Source organism: Maribacter litopenaei, assembly GCF_025244665.1.
Taxonomy (GTDB): domain Bacteria; phylum Bacteroidota; class Bacteroidia; order Flavobacteriales; family Flavobacteriaceae; genus Maribacter; species Maribacter litopenaei.
Map to the genome: position 1 here is coordinate 1,218,223 of NZ_CP104205.1, position 15,887 is coordinate 1,234,109.

Annotated in this window: 16 protein-coding genes and 5 pseudogenes; 17 read left to right on the plus strand and 4 right to left on the minus strand. The window is 41.0% G+C overall.

The window, feature by feature from the left end; translation table 11 throughout:
• Window positions 1–37: 37 nt before the first annotated feature.
• Both NYZ99_RS06550 and NYZ99_RS06555 read right to left on the minus strand, forming a co-directional pair.
• A complete protein-coding gene (locus tag NYZ99_RS06550; protein WP_260574499.1) occupies window positions 38–1,270 on the minus strand; it encodes a M48 family metallopeptidase in 1,233 nt (410 codons plus the stop codon).
• A 37-nt stretch (window positions 1,271–1,307) separates the two neighbouring features.
• Window positions 1,308–2,110, minus strand: a pseudogene (locus NYZ99_RS06555) (TrmH family RNA methyltransferase).
• A 73-nt stretch (window positions 2,111–2,183) separates the two neighbouring features.
• Here NYZ99_RS06555 and NYZ99_RS06560 point away from each other — a divergent pair.
• The 17 genes and pseudogenes from NYZ99_RS06560 to ygiD all read left to right on the plus strand — a co-directional run bounded on the left by NYZ99_RS06560 (window position 2,184) and on the right by ygiD (window position 12,017).
• The gene (locus NYZ99_RS06560) at window positions 2,184–3,002 is read left to right on the plus strand and encodes a DUF6503 family protein (protein ID WP_260574500.1); all 819 of its coding nucleotides are present in this window, start codon (window positions 2,184–2,186) and stop codon (window positions 3,000–3,002) included.
• Between the two features lie 122 nt (window positions 3,003–3,124).
• Entirely contained in the window at window positions 3,125–3,253 is a 129-nt protein-coding gene (locus tag NYZ99_RS21485; protein ID WP_338039355.1) for a MoaD/ThiS family protein, read from the plus strand.
• Window positions 3,254–3,262: 9 nt separating this feature from the next.
• Complete coding sequence (locus NYZ99_RS21490) at window positions 3,263–3,367, plus strand: MoaD/ThiS family protein (protein ID WP_338039356.1); 105 nt, start codon at window positions 3,263–3,265, stop codon at window positions 3,365–3,367.
• A complete protein-coding gene (locus NYZ99_RS06570) occupies window positions 3,367–3,783 on the plus strand; it encodes a molybdenum cofactor biosynthesis protein MoaE (RefSeq protein ID WP_260574501.1) in 417 nt (138 codons plus the stop codon). The genes NYZ99_RS21490 and NYZ99_RS06570 overlap by 1 nt, the downstream gene beginning before the upstream one ends.
• A gap of 69 nt (window positions 3,784–3,852) precedes the next feature.
• A pseudogene (gene moaA, locus NYZ99_RS06575) lies at window positions 3,853–4,837 on the plus strand (GTP 3',8-cyclase MoaA).
• 55 nt (window positions 4,838–4,892) lie between these two features.
• Window positions 4,893–5,315: a cyclic pyranopterin monophosphate synthase gene (gene moaC / locus NYZ99_RS06580; protein WP_338039357.1), complete on the plus strand. Its 423-nt coding sequence runs from the start codon at window positions 4,893–4,895 to the stop codon at window positions 5,313–5,315.
• Window positions 5,299–5,892: a molybdenum cofactor guanylyltransferase gene (gene mobA, locus NYZ99_RS06585; RefSeq protein ID WP_260574502.1), complete on the plus strand. Its 594-nt coding sequence runs from the start codon at window positions 5,299–5,301 to the stop codon at window positions 5,890–5,892. Before moaC ends, mobA begins: the two co-directional genes overlap by 17 nt.
• Window positions 5,892–6,962: a HesA/MoeB/ThiF family protein gene (locus NYZ99_RS06590; RefSeq protein WP_260574503.1), complete on the plus strand. Its 1,071-nt coding sequence runs from the start codon at window positions 5,892–5,894 to the stop codon at window positions 6,960–6,962. The genes mobA and NYZ99_RS06590 overlap by 1 nt, the downstream gene beginning before the upstream one ends.
• On the plus strand, window positions 6,946–7,458 hold the full coding sequence (locus NYZ99_RS06595; protein ID WP_260574504.1) for a TSUP family transporter: 513 nt from the start codon (window positions 6,946–6,948) through the stop codon (window positions 7,456–7,458). The genes NYZ99_RS06590 and NYZ99_RS06595 overlap by 17 nt, the downstream gene beginning before the upstream one ends.
• Entirely contained in the window at window positions 7,397–7,723 is a 327-nt protein-coding gene (locus tag NYZ99_RS06600) for a TSUP family transporter (RefSeq protein ID WP_260574505.1), read from the plus strand. The genes NYZ99_RS06595 and NYZ99_RS06600 overlap by 62 nt, the downstream gene beginning before the upstream one ends.
• Window positions 7,724–7,847: 124 nt before the next feature.
• Window positions 7,848–8,435 (plus strand): MoeA family protein, encoded by a 588-nt coding sequence (locus NYZ99_RS06605; protein ID WP_260574506.1) that lies wholly within the window; start codon window positions 7,848–7,850, stop codon window positions 8,433–8,435.
• Between the two features lie 19 nt (window positions 8,436–8,454).
• Entirely contained in the window at window positions 8,455–9,039 is a 585-nt protein-coding gene (locus NYZ99_RS06610) for a molybdopterin-binding protein (protein ID WP_260574507.1), read from the plus strand.
• Between the two features lie 21 nt (window positions 9,040–9,060).
• Window positions 9,061–9,378 carry a hypothetical protein gene (locus tag NYZ99_RS06615; RefSeq protein ID WP_260574509.1) on the plus strand — a complete coding sequence of 106 codons (318 nt, stop codon included), beginning with the start codon at window positions 9,061–9,063 and terminating at the stop codon, window positions 9,376–9,378.
• 29 nt (window positions 9,379–9,407) lie between these two features.
• On the plus strand, window positions 9,408–9,893 hold the full coding sequence (locus tag NYZ99_RS06620) for a helix-turn-helix domain-containing protein (RefSeq protein ID WP_260574511.1): 486 nt from the start codon (window positions 9,408–9,410) through the stop codon (window positions 9,891–9,893).
• Between the two features lie 85 nt (window positions 9,894–9,978).
• Window positions 9,979–10,563, plus strand: coding sequence for an ester cyclase (locus tag NYZ99_RS06625; protein ID WP_260574512.1), 585 nt, complete (start codon window positions 9,979–9,981; stop codon window positions 10,561–10,563).
• Between the two features lie 27 nt (window positions 10,564–10,590).
• A complete protein-coding gene (locus NYZ99_RS06630) occupies window positions 10,591–11,115 on the plus strand; it encodes a YceI family protein (RefSeq protein ID WP_260574513.1) in 525 nt (174 codons plus the stop codon).
• A gap of 75 nt (window positions 11,116–11,190) precedes the next feature.
• Window positions 11,191–12,017: pseudogene (gene ygiD / locus NYZ99_RS06635) on the plus strand (4,5-DOPA-extradiol-dioxygenase).
• 30 nt (window positions 12,018–12,047) lie between these two features.
• On the opposite strand, the pseudogene NYZ99_RS06640 reads toward ygiD, so the two are convergent.
• Window positions 12,048–14,446: pseudogene (locus NYZ99_RS06640) on the minus strand (penicillin acylase family protein).
• A 134-nt stretch (window positions 14,447–14,580) separates the two neighbouring features.
• Window positions 14,581–15,874 (minus strand): annotated as a pseudogene (locus NYZ99_RS06645) (amidohydrolase family protein).
• Window positions 15,875–15,887: the final 13 nt, after the last annotated feature.

Genomic DNA, 15,887 nt, shown 5'->3' on the forward strand with positions numbered 1-15,887 from the left:
TAAAATTAGCACAATCCTAGCGGTTAGGCAACAAAAATTATGCCTTTAAGTTTCGTATTCTTTCTACTAAAGGTGGATGCGAATAATGAACGAAAACATAGGTTGGGTGAGGGGTGAGGTTGCTCAGGCTATTTTTTGAAAGCTTCTTTAGTGAAGTAATCAAAGGAGGTGCGGCGAAGGTCTTTTTTGCAAAATCATCAGCCTGATATTCAAACTTTCTTGAGAAATGATTCATTAATAATCCAGTAAGTTCAGAAATGGGACTGTACAATATTCCAAAACCTATCAAGGCGGCATGGAAACTTGGTCGGTCAACACCTACAGCAAGCGAAATACTGGGATTGTTTATAAATAACGAAAGTATAAACAGCATAAAACCTGTTAGCAAAATAGAACTCACTAAATTGAAGATGATATGATTCTTCTTATAGTGGCCAATTTCATGTGCCAAAACGGCCACAATTTCGTCCTCTTCTAAATCATTTATCAGTGTATCATACAATGTGACTCTTTTTTCCTTTCCAAAACCCGAGAAATAGGCATTTGCCTTGGTAGATCTTTTGGACCCATTGATTACAAAAATATTATTGAGTTCAAAGCCTACCTGACTGGCATACTTTTCTATTTTTTGTTTTAATGTACCTGCTTCAAGAGCTTCCTGTTTGTTGAAAAGGGGAACGATTAATTTGCTATAGAATAAATTCATAAACAGAGTGAATACTCCTATTAAAATCCAAGTGTAGACCCAAAAACTTTTACCCGCCCATTGAAAGAACCAAATAACCAGGGATAAAAGAATTCCGCCGATGACAATCGTCATCAACCAACTTTTAATCTTGTCCAATAGAAATGTTTTTAAAGTAGTTTTGTTGAAACCGAATTTTTCTTCAATAACAAAAGTTTGGTAATAGGAAAGAGGGGTTCCCGTAAAGTCACTTCCTATCATAATGATTCCAAAAAATAACAGGGCTTGAAGTATTTGGTTTTCAGTCACCCTACCTACCAAAGTGTCTACAAGGCCAAACCCGCCAAATACCAAAAATCCCACAATGAGTAAAAGTGAAAACGTAGATGTTACAATGCCAAATCTATAATTGGCCAGTTTGTATTCCTGAGATTTTTTGTATTCATCAGGATCATAAACATCTTGTACTTCGGCCGGAATTGGATCTGCAAATTTCTTGGCGTTGAGGTAGTTTAATATTGTGGTAAGTATAAAATCCCCTATGAGGATGATTAGTATACAATAAAAAACAAAGGTGTGGTTCATATAGGCTTTTGAAGTTAACGAACGAATTTCGGTTTTGTTATCCTAATCGTTGACGTTTCGCCTCAAAGATAAGTATTGCCGCGGATACCGAAACATTCATGGAATCGATGGCGCCTTCCATGGGAATGATAATGTTTTGAGTGGAATTTGAGAGCCATTCATCACTGAGTCCACTGTGCTCGGTTCCCACTACAATGGCTGTGGGCCCTTTGTAGTCGATCTCCGTGTAAGGTTTGGAAGCGCTCAATGCAGCACAATACATTGAAATTTTCTTTTCTTTTAAAAATGAAATAATCGAGGAAGTATCAGCCACAATAATCTTTCTTGAAAAAACACATCCTACACTAGAGCGAATGATATTGGGATTGTAAAGATCCGTTTTAGGATTAGCGATAAAGACGGCATCCAGGTTAGCGGCATCTGCAGTTCTTAAGAGGGCTCCAATATTCCCTGGTTTTTCAGGTGCTTCAGCTACAAGGATTAAGGGAGTTTTATTTTGAAGAGTGAAGGTTTCCAAGTCGTGGTTTTTGGCTTTGGCAATGGCCATAATGCCTTCAGTGGTATTTCTATGAGCTAATTTACCATACACTTCCGCGCTAACCGAAATCAAAGAGGTATTCGCATTTTCTATGAATGCTTCCAAACCTTCCTTTGAGATTAGTTCCGGACAAAATAATAGTGTATCAATGGTATAGTTTGCATTGATGGCAATTTCAATTTCCTTTCTTCCTTCGGAACGAAAAGTCCGGATTTCTTTCGTTCCCTAGATTTCTCCTTTAATAAAAGAGTCCTTTTTATCAAGTCGTTTTGTAGGCTACTAATGTGTTTTATGTTCATCATCGGAAACAAAAATAATTTAATCTGTTAACTATCCATCTCAATACCGACCTACTAAAAAACTAAAACTAGTATAATGATAAGACAACTATTGCCAATCTCAATGTTTCTTTTGTTTTTGGGCTGTAAGGAATCAGCCAAAGAAAATACATCTAAAGAAACCACCCAATCTAAAAAGACGGAAACAAATTATGTAGAAAACAGATACCCCGAAGCTTTGCAGAAAATATTTGATGTACATGGGACTTATGGTGCATGGAAGCAATATAGAACACTTTCGTTTGAAATACCGAAAGATGAGACCAACGAAATCCACGTTCTCGACCTTAGAAGTAGAATAGATTTAGTTACCATGGGAAATATGCAAATGGGGTTTGACGGAAACAAGGTTTGGCTCGCAGACCCGGAAAAAACATATCAAGGCGACCCGGTATTTTATCACAACCTTATGTTCTATTTTTATGCAATGCCCTTTGTATTGGGTGATGAAGGTATAAATTATGGGGAGACCAAGGATTTACTAGTGGATGGCAAATCCTTTCCCGGAATAAGCATCACTTATGATACAGGTGTAGGTACATCGCCCAAGGACGAGTATTACCTTCATTACGACCCGGAGACTTTTCAAATGGCCTGGTTAGGCTATACGGTGACCTACAGAACTGGGGAGGATTCCGATAACATAAAGTGGATTCGCTATGATGATTGGCAAAAAGTGGAAGACCTTATTTTGCCTAAATCTATATCTTGGGTTGCCTATGAAGGAAGGGAGATCGGGGATAAAATAAATACAGTGAACTTTGAAAATATCGAATTAAGCAAGAAATCCATGCCCAATGAATTTTATAATAAGCCCGAAGCCGGTGTTTTTGTTACCGGAAAATCCCAAAGCTGATCGTTGTATCATTCAAACTTAACGAAAGGTTAAATAGGCACTTGATTCATTAGATACTTCCGAATTATAAGTAATTTAGGGGTTCAGGTAAAGTGGGAATGCCCATTGGAAAAACGAGTCAAATGGATTTACTTTTTTTCGGGATTGCTAAGGACATTGTTGGAACATCCCAACTGAATATGGATTTTGGGGAAGAATCCCCTAATTCGGTAGCTGACCTAAAACAAGTCTTAAAAAAAAGATATCCGTAACTTTCCAGATTGTCCTCCTTGGCAGTGGCCGTAAATAGCGAATATGCAGAGGATGATGTTCAATTAAAATCAAATGATGAGGTGGCCATAATTCCGCCTGTTAGTGGAGGCTAATGAATAAGATCATAGAAATAGTACAAGATCTGGATACCAACAAAGTGTATCAGGAATTATCCCATCCAAATAGTGGTGGTATCTGTGTTTTTGTAGGCTCTGTCAGGGAGTTTACCAATAGTGAGCAAGTGGTGGCCTTGGAGTTTGAGACTTATGAGACAATGGCTTTGAAAGAGATGGATAAATTGGCGGATACCGCTTTGGAGAAATGGAAATTGAACAAAGTGGTCATAAAACATGCAGTTGGCAAGAAAGAGGTCCAAGATGCGGTAGTCATTGTGGGAGCCTCATCCGCACATAGGTCAGCATGTTTTGAAGCATGTCGGTTCTTAATAGATACTTTAAAGGAAACAGTACCTATTTGGAAAAAGGAACTGTTCAAAAATAAATCGGTCCGGGTTTCTGCTCACCCATGAAAAGGAATAGGAACCAAACGACTGTTGGCCATTTTGCATTGGTAACGCAAAAGAGTATATTGAAGGAATATGTTGATAGACAATCATAATAGAACAATAAATTACCTTAGACTAGCGGTTACGGATCGTTGCAATCTCAGATGTAACTATTGCATGCCCGCGGAAGGCATCAACTTTGCCAAAAACGATAAACTGCTTACCATTGAAGAATTGAAAACCCTGAGCAGTATTTTAGTAGGTCAGGGAATAGATAAAATCAGGATTACCGGGGGTGAACCTTTTGTGAGAAAGGATCTGATGGAATTGTTAAGGCACTTGGCCAAGTTGGATGGTTTGAAGGATATTTCGGCAACCACTAACGCAACCTTGATAGGGCCGTATATAGATGAACTAAAATCCTTGGGCATCAAAAATATCAATGTGAGTCTCGGATGCCATCAATAAAGCAACTTTTGAGAGAATCACTCGCAGGGACCAATACGATACGATCCATAACAACCTGATTCGTTTAATCAGTGAGGGATTTAATGTACGCATAAATTTTATCGCCCTGGATGGTCAAAATACGCAGGACATTCTGCCCATTTTGGAGCTGGCGAAGCACTATCCTGTATCGGTTCGGTTTTTGGAGGAAATGCCCTTTAATGGAGGTTCAAAAACCTTCCAAAAAATCACTTGGGACTACAAAAAAATACTGGAGCATATTAGGGAAGCCCATCCCGATTTCTACAAACTGGAATCACCAAGCACTTCCACTTCCATAAATTATAAGATACCCGGTCATATGGGAACTTTTGGGGTGATACCTTCGTTTAGCAGGACTTTCTGCGGTACCTGTAACCGACTCAGGGTTTCTGCCACGGGCGATGTTATTACCTGTTTGTATGCAAAACCCAGCGCAAACCTAAGGGACATTATGAGAAGTGAAAATGCGAAATCCAAAGTGGAAGAACAAATTTTGAAAGCTGTTGGCAGTAGGGCAAAAACCGGTTTCGAGGCCCAAGAAAAATATCGGGATGTCTTTTCCAATTCCATGACATCGATTGGAGGGTAGGCCATGGAGAAAAAATTATCACATATCAATGCATCCGGAAATGCCGAAATGGTGGATGTTTCGGGAAAACAGAATAGTTCAAGGGTCGCCATTGCTTCCGGTAGGGTTCTATTTCCTACGGAAGTTTTTAAAGAATTGCAGCAGCAGGAGTTTTTGGGAAAAAAGGGAAGCATTGTCCGAGACCGCTGTCATTGCGGGGATACAGGGTGTCAAGAAAACATCGGAATTGATTCCATTGTGCCATCAGATCAACCTGACAAAAATAGATGTGGATATTGTTCCGGGCGATAACCAATTTCATATTACCTGTACCGTTAAGTGTGATGGAAAAACAGGTGTGGAAATGGAGGCGCTTACCGGAGTTTCCGTTGCGGCCTTAACCATTTATGACATGTGCAAGGCCTTGTCCCAGGATATTGTGATTTCTACTGTACAGTTAGAAAGAAAATCAGGAGGTAAAAATGACTACGAACGCTAAAATTTATGGATTGGTGCTTTCCGGAGGCAAAAGCACACGGATGGGGCAGGATAAAGGCTTAATCTCCTATCATGGTGTACCACAAAGGGAACATTTGTATAGCCTTTTGGAGGCTGTTTGTGACAAGGCATTTATGAGTGTGCGCCAAGATCAACAAGGGGACATTCCGTCCACTTTCAATACCATTCTGGATAAAGACGAATTTCGAGGTCCGTATAATGGATTGTTATCAGCACATAAGGAATACCCTGATGTTGCATGGCTGGTTTTGGCATGTGACCTTCCGTTGATAGACCAGGAATCCCTCGAGGAATTGATAGAAAAAAGGGACACCAAAAAGATGGCCACGGCTTTTGCACAAAGGGAAAATCCGCTACCAGAACCCTTGTGCGCTATTTGGGAGCCGGAAGCCTTGAAGATTTCCATAGCCTATTTGGAAGCTGGGAATGGCACCTGTCCCCGAAAGTTTTTGATCAATAATGATGTGCTGCTCGTATTTCCTAAAAGACCGGAAGTTTTGTTGAATGCCAACTCCCAAGAGGATTATGAGGAAGCGGTACAAAAACTGGAAGCCTAATGGAAGGTAGGTACCATAGACAGACCATTTTGCCCGGTTTCGGGGAAAAAGGGCAAGTGGCTTTGGCAAAGGCCAGGATTCTTGTTGTAGGAGCCGGAGGCCTGGGCGTGCCCGTACTGACCTATCTGAATGCCATGGGAGTGGGCACCTTGGGAATAGTGGATGCCGATCTTGTTTCCAAGTCCAATTTGCACAGACAGGTATTGTATACGGAGGCCATGGTAGGTAAGTCAAAAGTGGAAATGGCAAAAGCACAATTGTCTGCACAGAATTCAACAACTACAATTCATATATATAAAACCTATTTAGCCCCTGATAATGCCGAAAAAATTATTGAAAACTATGATGTGGTGGTAGATGCTACCGATAATTTCCCTACCCGATATCTAATAAACGACGTTTGTGTACTTCAAAAAAAGCCTTTTGTATATGGAGCTTTGCACGGTTTTGAGGGACAGGTAAGTGTTTTTAACTACGAAAACGGACCTACATATCGATGTTTGTTTCCAAATATGCCAAAGGCCGATGAGGTTCCCAATTGCAACGAACATGGTGTTTTGGGAATTCTTCCCGGGATTATCGGCAATTTGCAGGCCTTGGAAGTTGTAAAGATTGTCTGCGGATTGGGCAGTGTACTATCAGAGACATTGTTGCTATATGATGCGCTATCGCAGCGTACGCAACACATGAAATTTAAACGCAATCCTGAAAATCTGAAAATAAATAGGATTCAGGATTCCTATGAATTTGACTGCGAAGTGGCATTGGAGTCCGTTGAGGCAGTTGGAATCCAAAACCTGATAAATGATAATAAAGGGTTGCTTTTGGATGTTCGGACGGAGCGGGAATTCCAAAGGAAGTTTATTGACGGTGCTAAAAATATTCCTTTGAACGAATTGGAAAAAAGAGCAGGGGAGGTGGCCATTGAAAAACCGGTGTATGTTATTTGTCAATCGGGAATCCGTAGTAGGAAGGCTGTTTTAATGTTACAGGAATTGTGTCCGGCAGGAAAATATATCAACGTGGCCGGAGGTATGAACCAATTGAATTCCTATGCAAATACCTATTGAGCAGTTTCTACTTTTATGTTTGGGTTTTTTTGTGGTGGCCACTTTGTACTCTTCCGTGGGGTTTGGAGGTGGTTCCAGCTACTTGGCCCTTTTAACGCTTTTTCTGGGGAGTTTTTTTGCTATTAGGTCTATCGCCCTAATTTGTAACCTGGTGGTGGTTTACGGAAGCACCTATCTTTATTTTAAAAACGGGCATGCCAAGTTGAAAGATTTTCTCCCTTTTATTATTACAAGTATTCCTTTGGCCTTTCTAGGGGCTTCGTTCCGCTTAAAAGAAAATATCTTCTTTATTATTCTAGGCATCTCCTTGATTCTTTCGGCAACCTTTTTGGCATTGCAAACCTTTAATTGGGCAAAGTCGGTAGCAGAGACCGAGAAAATATCCGGGTTACCTGAGCTATTTTTTAGGGGCCGGAATAGGTTTTTTATCAGGTTTGGTAGGAATTGGCGGGGGTATTTTTCGCGCACCGATTTTAAATCATTTACGTTGGGATAAGGCCATTAAAATAGCGGCCTTGGCCAGTTTCTTTATTTTGGTTAATTCAGTTTCCGGATTATTTGGGTTACTATCAAGTAATTCCTTGTCCCTCCCCTTGGTAGAGACATTGTGTTTGGCTCTCACGGTACTATTAGGCGGACAGTTGGGAATACGTATCAGTTTAAAGCGACTTTCCGCGAACGGTATTAAACGGGTGACGGCACTATTGATCCTGATTGTGGGAATTAGGGTGCTATTGGTGAATGGATTGGGAATACTTTGAAAGTTTAGAGTGAAGAGTTCATAGTTTAAAGTGAAAAGTGAAAATCGAAAAATGAAATGTTTTAACTTAAGCCAACAACACCTGCCCTAAGCGTAGTCGAAGGGAACAAACAACAAACCAAAAAATGATATCATTTAAGGAAGCATTACAAAAGGTTTTGGGATTTCCATTGGATCTGGGGAATGAATTAGTACCGCTGATGGATAGTATTGGCAGGTATTTGGATGAACCTATTTATGCTGATAGGAATTTTCCTCCTTTTGACCGGGTAACCAAGGATGGAATTGCAATCCAATTTGATGCCGTTATAGGCAAAGTTGATAATCTGAGTATTGAAAACATTGCAAGTGCTGGTATGGCACAATGTACCCTTCAAGATGAAACCGCGTGCATCGAAGTCATGACGGGTGCCATGTTGCCCAAGCACACGGACACCGTCATAATGTACGAGCATATAACCATTGAGAATAATAGTATAACTATCAATGAAACGGTTACCAAGGGTCAGAACATTCACTATGAAGGGAGCGACGAAAGCAAGGGAACCCAAATATTGTCGAAAGGAACCAAAATAACCCCTGCCGAAATTGGGGTGATGGCTTCTGTGGGGAGATCGAATGTCTTGGTGAAAAAGGTCCCACGCGTATGCAGCATTGCCACTGGGAATGAATTGGTGGATGTTGACGTACTACCGAGAACCCCATCAAATTAGAAAATCAAACAGTCTTACCATGGTATCGGCATTGTCCGATTTACGAATCAAGGGAAGTTCCTTACATCTTTTGGATGATAAAAAAAGTATTGAAGATGGTCTATCATCTGCGTTACGGCAAAATGATGTATTGATGTTGAGCGGTGGAGTTTCAAAGGGCAAGTTCGACTTTATTCCGGATGTGATGGAAGCCCTAGGAGTAGAGAAGATATTCCATCGGGTGGCACAGCGCCCTGGAAAGCCCTTTTGGTTCGGTGTCCATAAGGAATTCAATACCGTTATATTCTCCTTCCCCGGGAATCCGGTATCGACCTTTGCCAATTATCATTTATATTTTTTGCCGTGGCTGTTTAGTTCCTGGGGAATCAAAATAGAAAACCAACATGCTAAACTGACGGTTGAGCTCGAAATTCAACCCCCTTTGACCCGGTTTATTCAGGTAAGTACGCATTGGCAGGACAGCTGCCTACAGGTTACACCGGTTGTGGAGAATGGTTCCGGTGATTTAACGAGTTTGTCACGTGCCGATGGTTTTATTTGTTTGGAGCCTAGGAAGTCCGTTTATAAGGCAGGAGAGCTGGTGCATTTTGTAAGAACTCGGTAATAGTTTTAGAAATTGAATCGGATGGATAAATTATTTCAAATTTTTCGTGTTGATGAAGAGGAGGTTGCAAAAATTTCCTCTGAACCCAATGAACCCCATAAACACGATTACGAGGAACTAATGGTCGGTAGTCAAGGAGCTATTGAACATTTTATAGATTTTAAGTCGGTTCAAACCGAAGCGCCCTTTGTAAGTTTCGTGACCAAGGGTAAAGTGCATCGGGTCTTTCCGAAAGTTTTAAAAGGAGCTTGTGATATCCGGATTATTCGCTTTAAAAGTGAGTTTATCCCGAAACTACCTTTCAATTGTACTCGTTATACCATGACCAAGCGAATTTAAAATTGGAAAAAGGCACTTGCTTTCAAAGATTGCCGGATATCTGTCAGATGATGCAGGACGAAGTACTTCAGGAAAATCCTAATTATGCCATTATTAGGCAATTGCTCAGTGTACTGTTCACCATGATTGAAGGAGAGCGCAAAAAATTGGTGTTGGACAAGGATGTGTTGCAAAAGACCCAAAATATTTCATTCAAGAACTTTTTGACGATTTTGGAGGAGAACTACAAACGGCCAGTAGGAGTGGAATACTATGCGGAGAAATTATTTATGTCCGCCCGAAATTTGAATCTGATCTGCCAAAACATATTGGAGCAAAGCGTATCGGAAATAATTGAAACCCGTAAACTTATAGAAGCGAAGAACCTGCTGATCAGTACGGACAAAACGATATCGGAAATAGCCTTTGAACTGGGTTATAATGAGAATTCCTATTTCTCGAACGTCTTTAAAAAGAAGGCAGGAATTTCTCCCAGTGAGTTCCGGGAAAGCATGAAAAATCTCCTTACTTCCTAAATCTACACCCCTTTTACCGAAAAGTGTAAGACCCGTGGTCTTATCTGTTCCCATCTTTGCATTGTTAATTCTTAATAATGTAAAAATGAGAACAAATTTTAAAACAACCCTTAAAGGTCTATTGACTCTAATCATATTTACGACCTTATCCTTTAGCTGTTCGGATGATACGTCACAACTTCGGTCTAAAATAGATGCACTGGAGACCGAATTGAAGGCTTATAAGCAAGCCGACTCCCTAAAAAATGCCCGTCTTACTGTTTTTGATACGTTGGACTTTGAGTACTATACCAATCAAAAATGGGAGCGTTTTGGTGAAAGTCATTCAGAAGATATTGTTGTTTACAATGCCGATGGGAGTATAACCAAAGGACTACATCCACAGCATATCAACGACCTAAGCCCAATGTTCGTTTTTGCGCCTGACACCCGTATCGAAAAGCACCCGGTTAGATTCGGTAATGGAGATTGGACAGCTGTTATCGGCGAGCTTGAAGGAACCTTTACAGAACCTATGCCCCTTGGGAATGGACAAACCATTCCTCCAACAGGTAAAAAATTCAAATTGAGAATGGCAACCATCGGACATTGGAAGGATGGTAAGATGACCGAAGAATATTTATTCTATGACAATCAATCCTTTTTAAAACAAATAGGATTGGCACAATAACATGTAAACTTTATAAATTCTAATATTATGACAACTACAAAATGGGTATTGAATCCGACACATAGTGAAATTACATTTAAAGTAAAACACTTAATGATATCAAGTGTAAAAGGCGAGTTTACATCTTTTGAAGCAAGAATTGATGGAGACGATTTTACAAAATCCAAAATAGTGGCAAAATTGGATGCCGCTTCCATCTACACAAATAATACAGATCGTGATAGTCATCTTAAGAGTGCCGTTTTTTTTGATGTGGAAAAGTATCCAAACCTTACTTTCGAGGGAAAATCAATTAAAAAAATCGATGGGGATGCATATGCCCTACTAGGAATTTTGACCGTGAAAGGTATCGCCAAGGAAATTGATTTACATTTGGAATACGGCGGACAAATGAAAGACCCATATGGTAATATGAAATCCGGTTTTTCAGTTAATGGAAAAATAAACAGGAAGGATTGGGGGCTTAACTGGAACGCTGCCTTAGAGGCGGGAGGCGTTATGGTAAGTGATGAGGTCAGAATTAATGGAGAATTACAATTTGTAAAAAAATAATTTTCCTTAAATATCATTATGGATAGAAAGTTATTTTTGAAAACGTTGGCGGTTACGCCATTTATGACACAAGCTATGAAGTTAGGAGAATTACATAAAATGACCACCCATATGGACAATACCGGCAAAATGCCTGTATTGTTTTTAGGGCATGGTAGCCCCATGAATGCCATTGAGGACAACGAATTTGTTAGGGGGTTTAAGAAGCTAGGAAGCGAGTTGGAAAGACCCAATGCCATACTGTGTGTTTCGGCACATTGGGAGACCAAAGGTACCTTTGTTACGGCCATGGAGCATCCACAAACCATCCACGATTTTGGTGGTTTTCCACAGGCTCTCTATGATGTGCAATATCCGGCTCCTGGAAGTCCGGAATTGGCCCAAAGTACCAAGGACCTGATTACCAAAACGGAGGTGGGTTTGGATGATAAATGGGGATTGGATCATGGTTCATGGAGCGTCATCAAACACTTATATCCGGATGCCGATATTCCTGTGATACAGATGAGTATCGATTATTCGAAACCTCCAAAATACCATTATGAATTGGCACAGGAATTGGCGGCTTTGAGGAACAAAGGAGTGTTGATCGTTGGGAGTGGAAATATCGTGCACAACTTGAGAATGGTGGCATGGAATAAACTAAATGGAGACCCCTATGGATATGATTGGGCCATTGAAGCGAATGAGAAAATGAAAAGGTTTATTTTGGAGGATAACCATCAACCTTTAATAGATTTTAGGTCACAGGGCAGGGCATTTGATTTGGCCATACCTACTCCGAGCATTATTTACCTTTACTCTATACCATAGCCCTTAAGGAAAAGAATGAAGAAATATCATTGTTTAACGACCAGCCTTTGGGCGGTTCACTTTCAATGACTTCATTGAAGATCAGCTAAAATGAGTTATTAGTTTTTAGATGTTAGGGACTAATTATCTTTGGGTAGTAACCTCTTGCGTTCAACAGCTACGGAATCAACCTTTTGTTTACTGTAATAGACAGGAAAATACTGGTCCTTTGCCCAAGGTTCAAACAGATTGCTATAAAAGGGACTCTCTGGGTTACCGGATTGCCCAGGTCCATTGGTAGCTTGCGCGGCATCCCAATCTCCGGTATTTACGATCATTCGGAAGGAGGCACCGCTCGACTGGTTCATATTGCCTCCCGTTGATCCCGGTGTCGTACCACTACCTCCCCTAGGCAAAGGGCCTAGATTGAAAAGGGAGTCACGCATTGCTTGGTTGACTACTTTTCCCAACGCATGCTCTATATAAATATGCTTGTTTTTTGCCTGGCCGTACTGCCATTTTTCCATATCCGGACCCAATCTGCTTTCTAGGTCATCGATGGCTTGTTGAAAGGACATTTTTAGTAGCTCGTCCCTTTTCCGCTCGCCATTGGCTCCAAATACATTTTGAGGAGAGGAAACAAAGTCGATGATTGTTTTGAGCTGTAAATAGGATACGATTGATTTTGCCTCTTCGGGAATGACCAAATCTTCTATCATTACTGCCAACGAATCTTCCCAAGCTACATAGATGGCCGCAGGGATGGAGTTTGTACTCAAGGTAAAATCCCAATCCTCCAATTTCCTTTTGGCCTCCTGGTATTTACCATCCAACATTATAGTTCTCAGGTAGGGGACAAGTTCCTTTGCCGGTAGGGAAAGATAATCGGTTTGTAAGGCTTTAAAATCTTCCATAGTAAAGTCCGATTTACTACTTAAAACATTTTCGATCCTATTACCCCTGTAAGGATCTGACCATGAAAAGCCAATGGCATCCCAATGTTTATAATCGGGTGGGGTAACATTCGGTTAGCGGTGGCAATAAAGCCTTTGTCGGGATTATGGTCGTTCGGTTTTTCAATAATGGGGAGATAGCCATCCCACTCATACGTTCCATCCCCGGGAACTGGAACCAAACCGCTAAAATTTCTTCGGATAGGGGCAATGCCTACAGCTTGCCAGCCAATATTCCCATCTTTGTCTGCCCGGACCATATTTTCCCCAGGAATATGGCTGTAATTGCATGCTTCCCGAAATTCTTCCCAATTTTTGGCCTGATCCATTCGTAAGGAAGCCAAGTATGGAGAGCCTCCGGGCTCCAACCAAGCACAACGAACGGCATAGGCAACGTTGTTTTCTGTATCGATTAGGGTTACAGATCCATGCTGGGAGTAGTGTAGATTGACAATGGTGTCTTTTTGCCCTTTTACCTTTATGGTTTCTTGAATGATTTTCATATCCACCCATGCTCCTTGGTATTTATACTGATTCGGATTTTCAGGATTGAGTTCGTACACATAAAGATCTTCACCGTCCGTTTCAAAAACCGTAAGGCCCCATGAACCAAACTCATTGTGACCGATCGATATACCTGGGATTTCGGGCTCCCCTCCGCCAATGACATTCCAACCTGGAGCGACCAAGTGGGCCATATAGCGCAAGGAGGGAACCGCAATGGTCCTGTGGGGGTCATTGGCCATATACGTATTGCCATCTTTGGTACGGGTGCCGTTGACCACCCAATTATTACTCCCAATGGACAGGGAATCCCTGTTGTTTTCCTGATTTTCAATAAGGGTGTTGGCAACTTCTTGGTCTCTGTATTCGGGTCGAATATCCTCCGGGGTAAACTTTACCGATTTTCTATAGGCATTGTAAAGCTCTAAAATATCCTGCGACAAGAGTTCCTTGTTTATTTTTTTATCGATGGTCAGGTCAGGATCTTTGGGATGCAACCAGAATAACTCCTTGGCTTTTTCCGATCCCAATTTTGAAACGATTCTACCAATTTGTAACTCGTCGTTGATATTTCCCAACAAGCCTTGATGTCCGGATATCACCACCTCCGGTGTCCACTTCTGTGGAAGTATGTCCAATATCTTGAATTCTATGGGCAGGCTATCAGGATTTTGCAATACTTCCTCAATATAGGCATTGACACCATCCGTATAAGCGGTTATGATTTCCACTCCATCTTCGTGATAGTGATTCATTTCGGTTTTCATATCTCCCCTAAACTTGAAAAGTTGGGTGCCAATATCACGTTTCAATTCACGTTCCCCAAGAATTTCGGCAACGGTACCCGTTGCTTGTCTACGCCAAATTTCGAACTGAAAAAGTCGGTCGGCCGCCGCCGCATAACCTTGGGCGAAAAAAAGATCGTGTTGATTGTTGGCATAGATATGGTTGATGCCCCATTGATCCCTTACAATCTCTACAGATTCCTTAAGACCTCCCAATTCTAAAGCATTTGCCGATGTTTTGTTTTTCTTACAGGAAAACACCAAAACCAAAAGACCAAAGAAGATTAATTTTTTCATACGGAAGGTTGTTTTTAACTCAAACAAAAAAGCCCGATAAAATATCGAGCTTTTGTTATTATTTAATTTACTAACAATTAAGTCGATACCTACCGACTTAAATGTACAGTTTTATCTTTGGTTTTAGAAACGATTTATTCCCCCTCATATTTGCCCATATACCGCTTCCATAATTCGGTTTGGTGAGTCTCTAAAGAAATATTCCTGCCATCAATAAAGGCATGGGTCAATTGATTTGTCCGCATGTCCAGGGCATCGCCCTCTGAGATAAACAGTGTGGCGCTTTTCCCTACTTCCAAAGTACCGTAGTTATCATCAATCCCTAATATCTTAGCAGAATTGCCGGTAATCAACTGTAAGGCCTTTTCCTTATCCAATCCCTGTTGTCCTACCTGTCCGGCGTAAAAAGGCAAGTTCCTAGTCCGGAAATTGGAAGCTTCATTATTCTGAATAGCAACCAATAAACCACCGTCCACCAATAGTTTGGGAAGTTTGTAAGGAAGATCATAATCGTCATCATTAAAAACTGGAAGGTTGTGGGTAAACTGAACTAAAACAGGAATATTGTTCTTTTTAAGGAAGTCGGTTATTTTATAGGCTTCATATGCTCCAACCAATACGATTTCTTTGATGCCGTTTATTTTTAAGGTGTTCACGGCATCAATGATTTCCTTTTCGCCATCGGCATACACGTACATTTTCTGTGATCCGTCCAAAACACCTTGCATCGCGGCGAATGCAGGATTAACCTCATTGGGAGTTGCTTTGCCATATGCAGCAGAATTTTTAATAAATGCGACAACGGTTTCAACATCTTCGGAATAATCCTTATTGGGGCGATACCCTCTTTCCTCGCCCATCCACCAACGTCCCTGGCGGAAACTTCTTGGCCAGTTTAAATGTACACCATCATCTACCTTGACAGCTGCGTCCTCCCAATTCCAAGCATCAAACTGCACTATAGAGGAAGTACCGGAAATTCTTCCGCCGAGATGGGGCTATTTGTCCAAGCAGAACACCATTGGGTCTCATGCTTTCCACTACTTTGGATTCTGCATTATAGGCAATTAGACTCCTCACATGGGGAATTAGTTCTCCAATTTCGTCTTGATCGTCCGTAGCACGTACAGAATTGATTTCTATTAGACCTAAGGTTTTTGCCGGCGCTATAAAACCAGGGTAAATATGTTTGCCGGTAGCATCTATGATTTTACCTTTACGGGCTACTTTCATTTTGGAGTCTCCAACAAAGGTAAGTTTGCCATTTTCGAACATAATCAATGAACTTTCAATGACCTCGCCATTTCCTAGATGTGCCGTAGCACCCTCTATGGTGATGGCCTCGGTCTGCTTTGGGGCAGGCGTCTGTTGTGCGTTACTTGGCAAATACATTGCTATTGCCAGTAGTATTATTATTAATTTTTTCATCTTACTAAATATT

Excerpts from the sequence above, each read along its gene's own strand:
- NYZ99_RS06550 (WP_260574499.1), bottom strand. The coding sequence starts at position 1,270 with ATGAACCACACCTTTGTTTTTTATTGTATACTAATCATCCTCATAGGG.
- NYZ99_RS06560 (WP_260574500.1), top strand. The coding sequence starts at position 2,184 with ATGATAAGACAACTATTGCCAATCTCAATGTTTCTTTTGTTTTTGGGC.
- NYZ99_RS21485 (WP_338039355.1), top strand. The coding sequence starts at position 3,125 with ATGGATTTACTTTTTTTCGGGATTGCTAAGGACATTGTTGGAACATCC.
- NYZ99_RS06570 (WP_260574501.1), top strand. The coding sequence starts at position 3,367 with ATGAATAAGATCATAGAAATAGTACAAGATCTGGATACCAACAAAGTG.
- moaC (WP_338039357.1), top strand. The coding sequence starts at position 4,893 with ATGTTTCGGGAAAACAGAATAGTTCAAGGGTCGCCATTGCTTCCGGTA.
- mobA (WP_260574502.1), top strand. The coding sequence starts at position 5,299 with ATGACTACGAACGCTAAAATTTATGGATTGGTGCTTTCCGGAGGCAAA.
- NYZ99_RS06590 (WP_260574503.1), top strand. The coding sequence starts at position 5,892 with ATGGAAGGTAGGTACCATAGACAGACCATTTTGCCCGGTTTCGGGGAA.
- NYZ99_RS06595 (WP_260574504.1), top strand. The coding sequence starts at position 6,946 with ATGCAAATACCTATTGAGCAGTTTCTACTTTTATGTTTGGGTTTTTTT.
- NYZ99_RS06605 (WP_260574506.1), top strand. The coding sequence starts at position 7,848 with ATGATATCATTTAAGGAAGCATTACAAAAGGTTTTGGGATTTCCATTG.
- NYZ99_RS06610 (WP_260574507.1), top strand. The coding sequence starts at position 8,455 with ATGGTATCGGCATTGTCCGATTTACGAATCAAGGGAAGTTCCTTACAT.
- NYZ99_RS06615 (WP_260574509.1), top strand. The coding sequence starts at position 9,061 with ATGGATAAATTATTTCAAATTTTTCGTGTTGATGAAGAGGAGGTTGCA.
- NYZ99_RS06625 (WP_260574512.1), top strand. The coding sequence starts at position 9,979 with ATGAGAACAAATTTTAAAACAACCCTTAAAGGTCTATTGACTCTAATC.
- NYZ99_RS06630 (WP_260574513.1), top strand. The coding sequence starts at position 10,591 with ATGACAACTACAAAATGGGTATTGAATCCGACACATAGTGAAATTACA.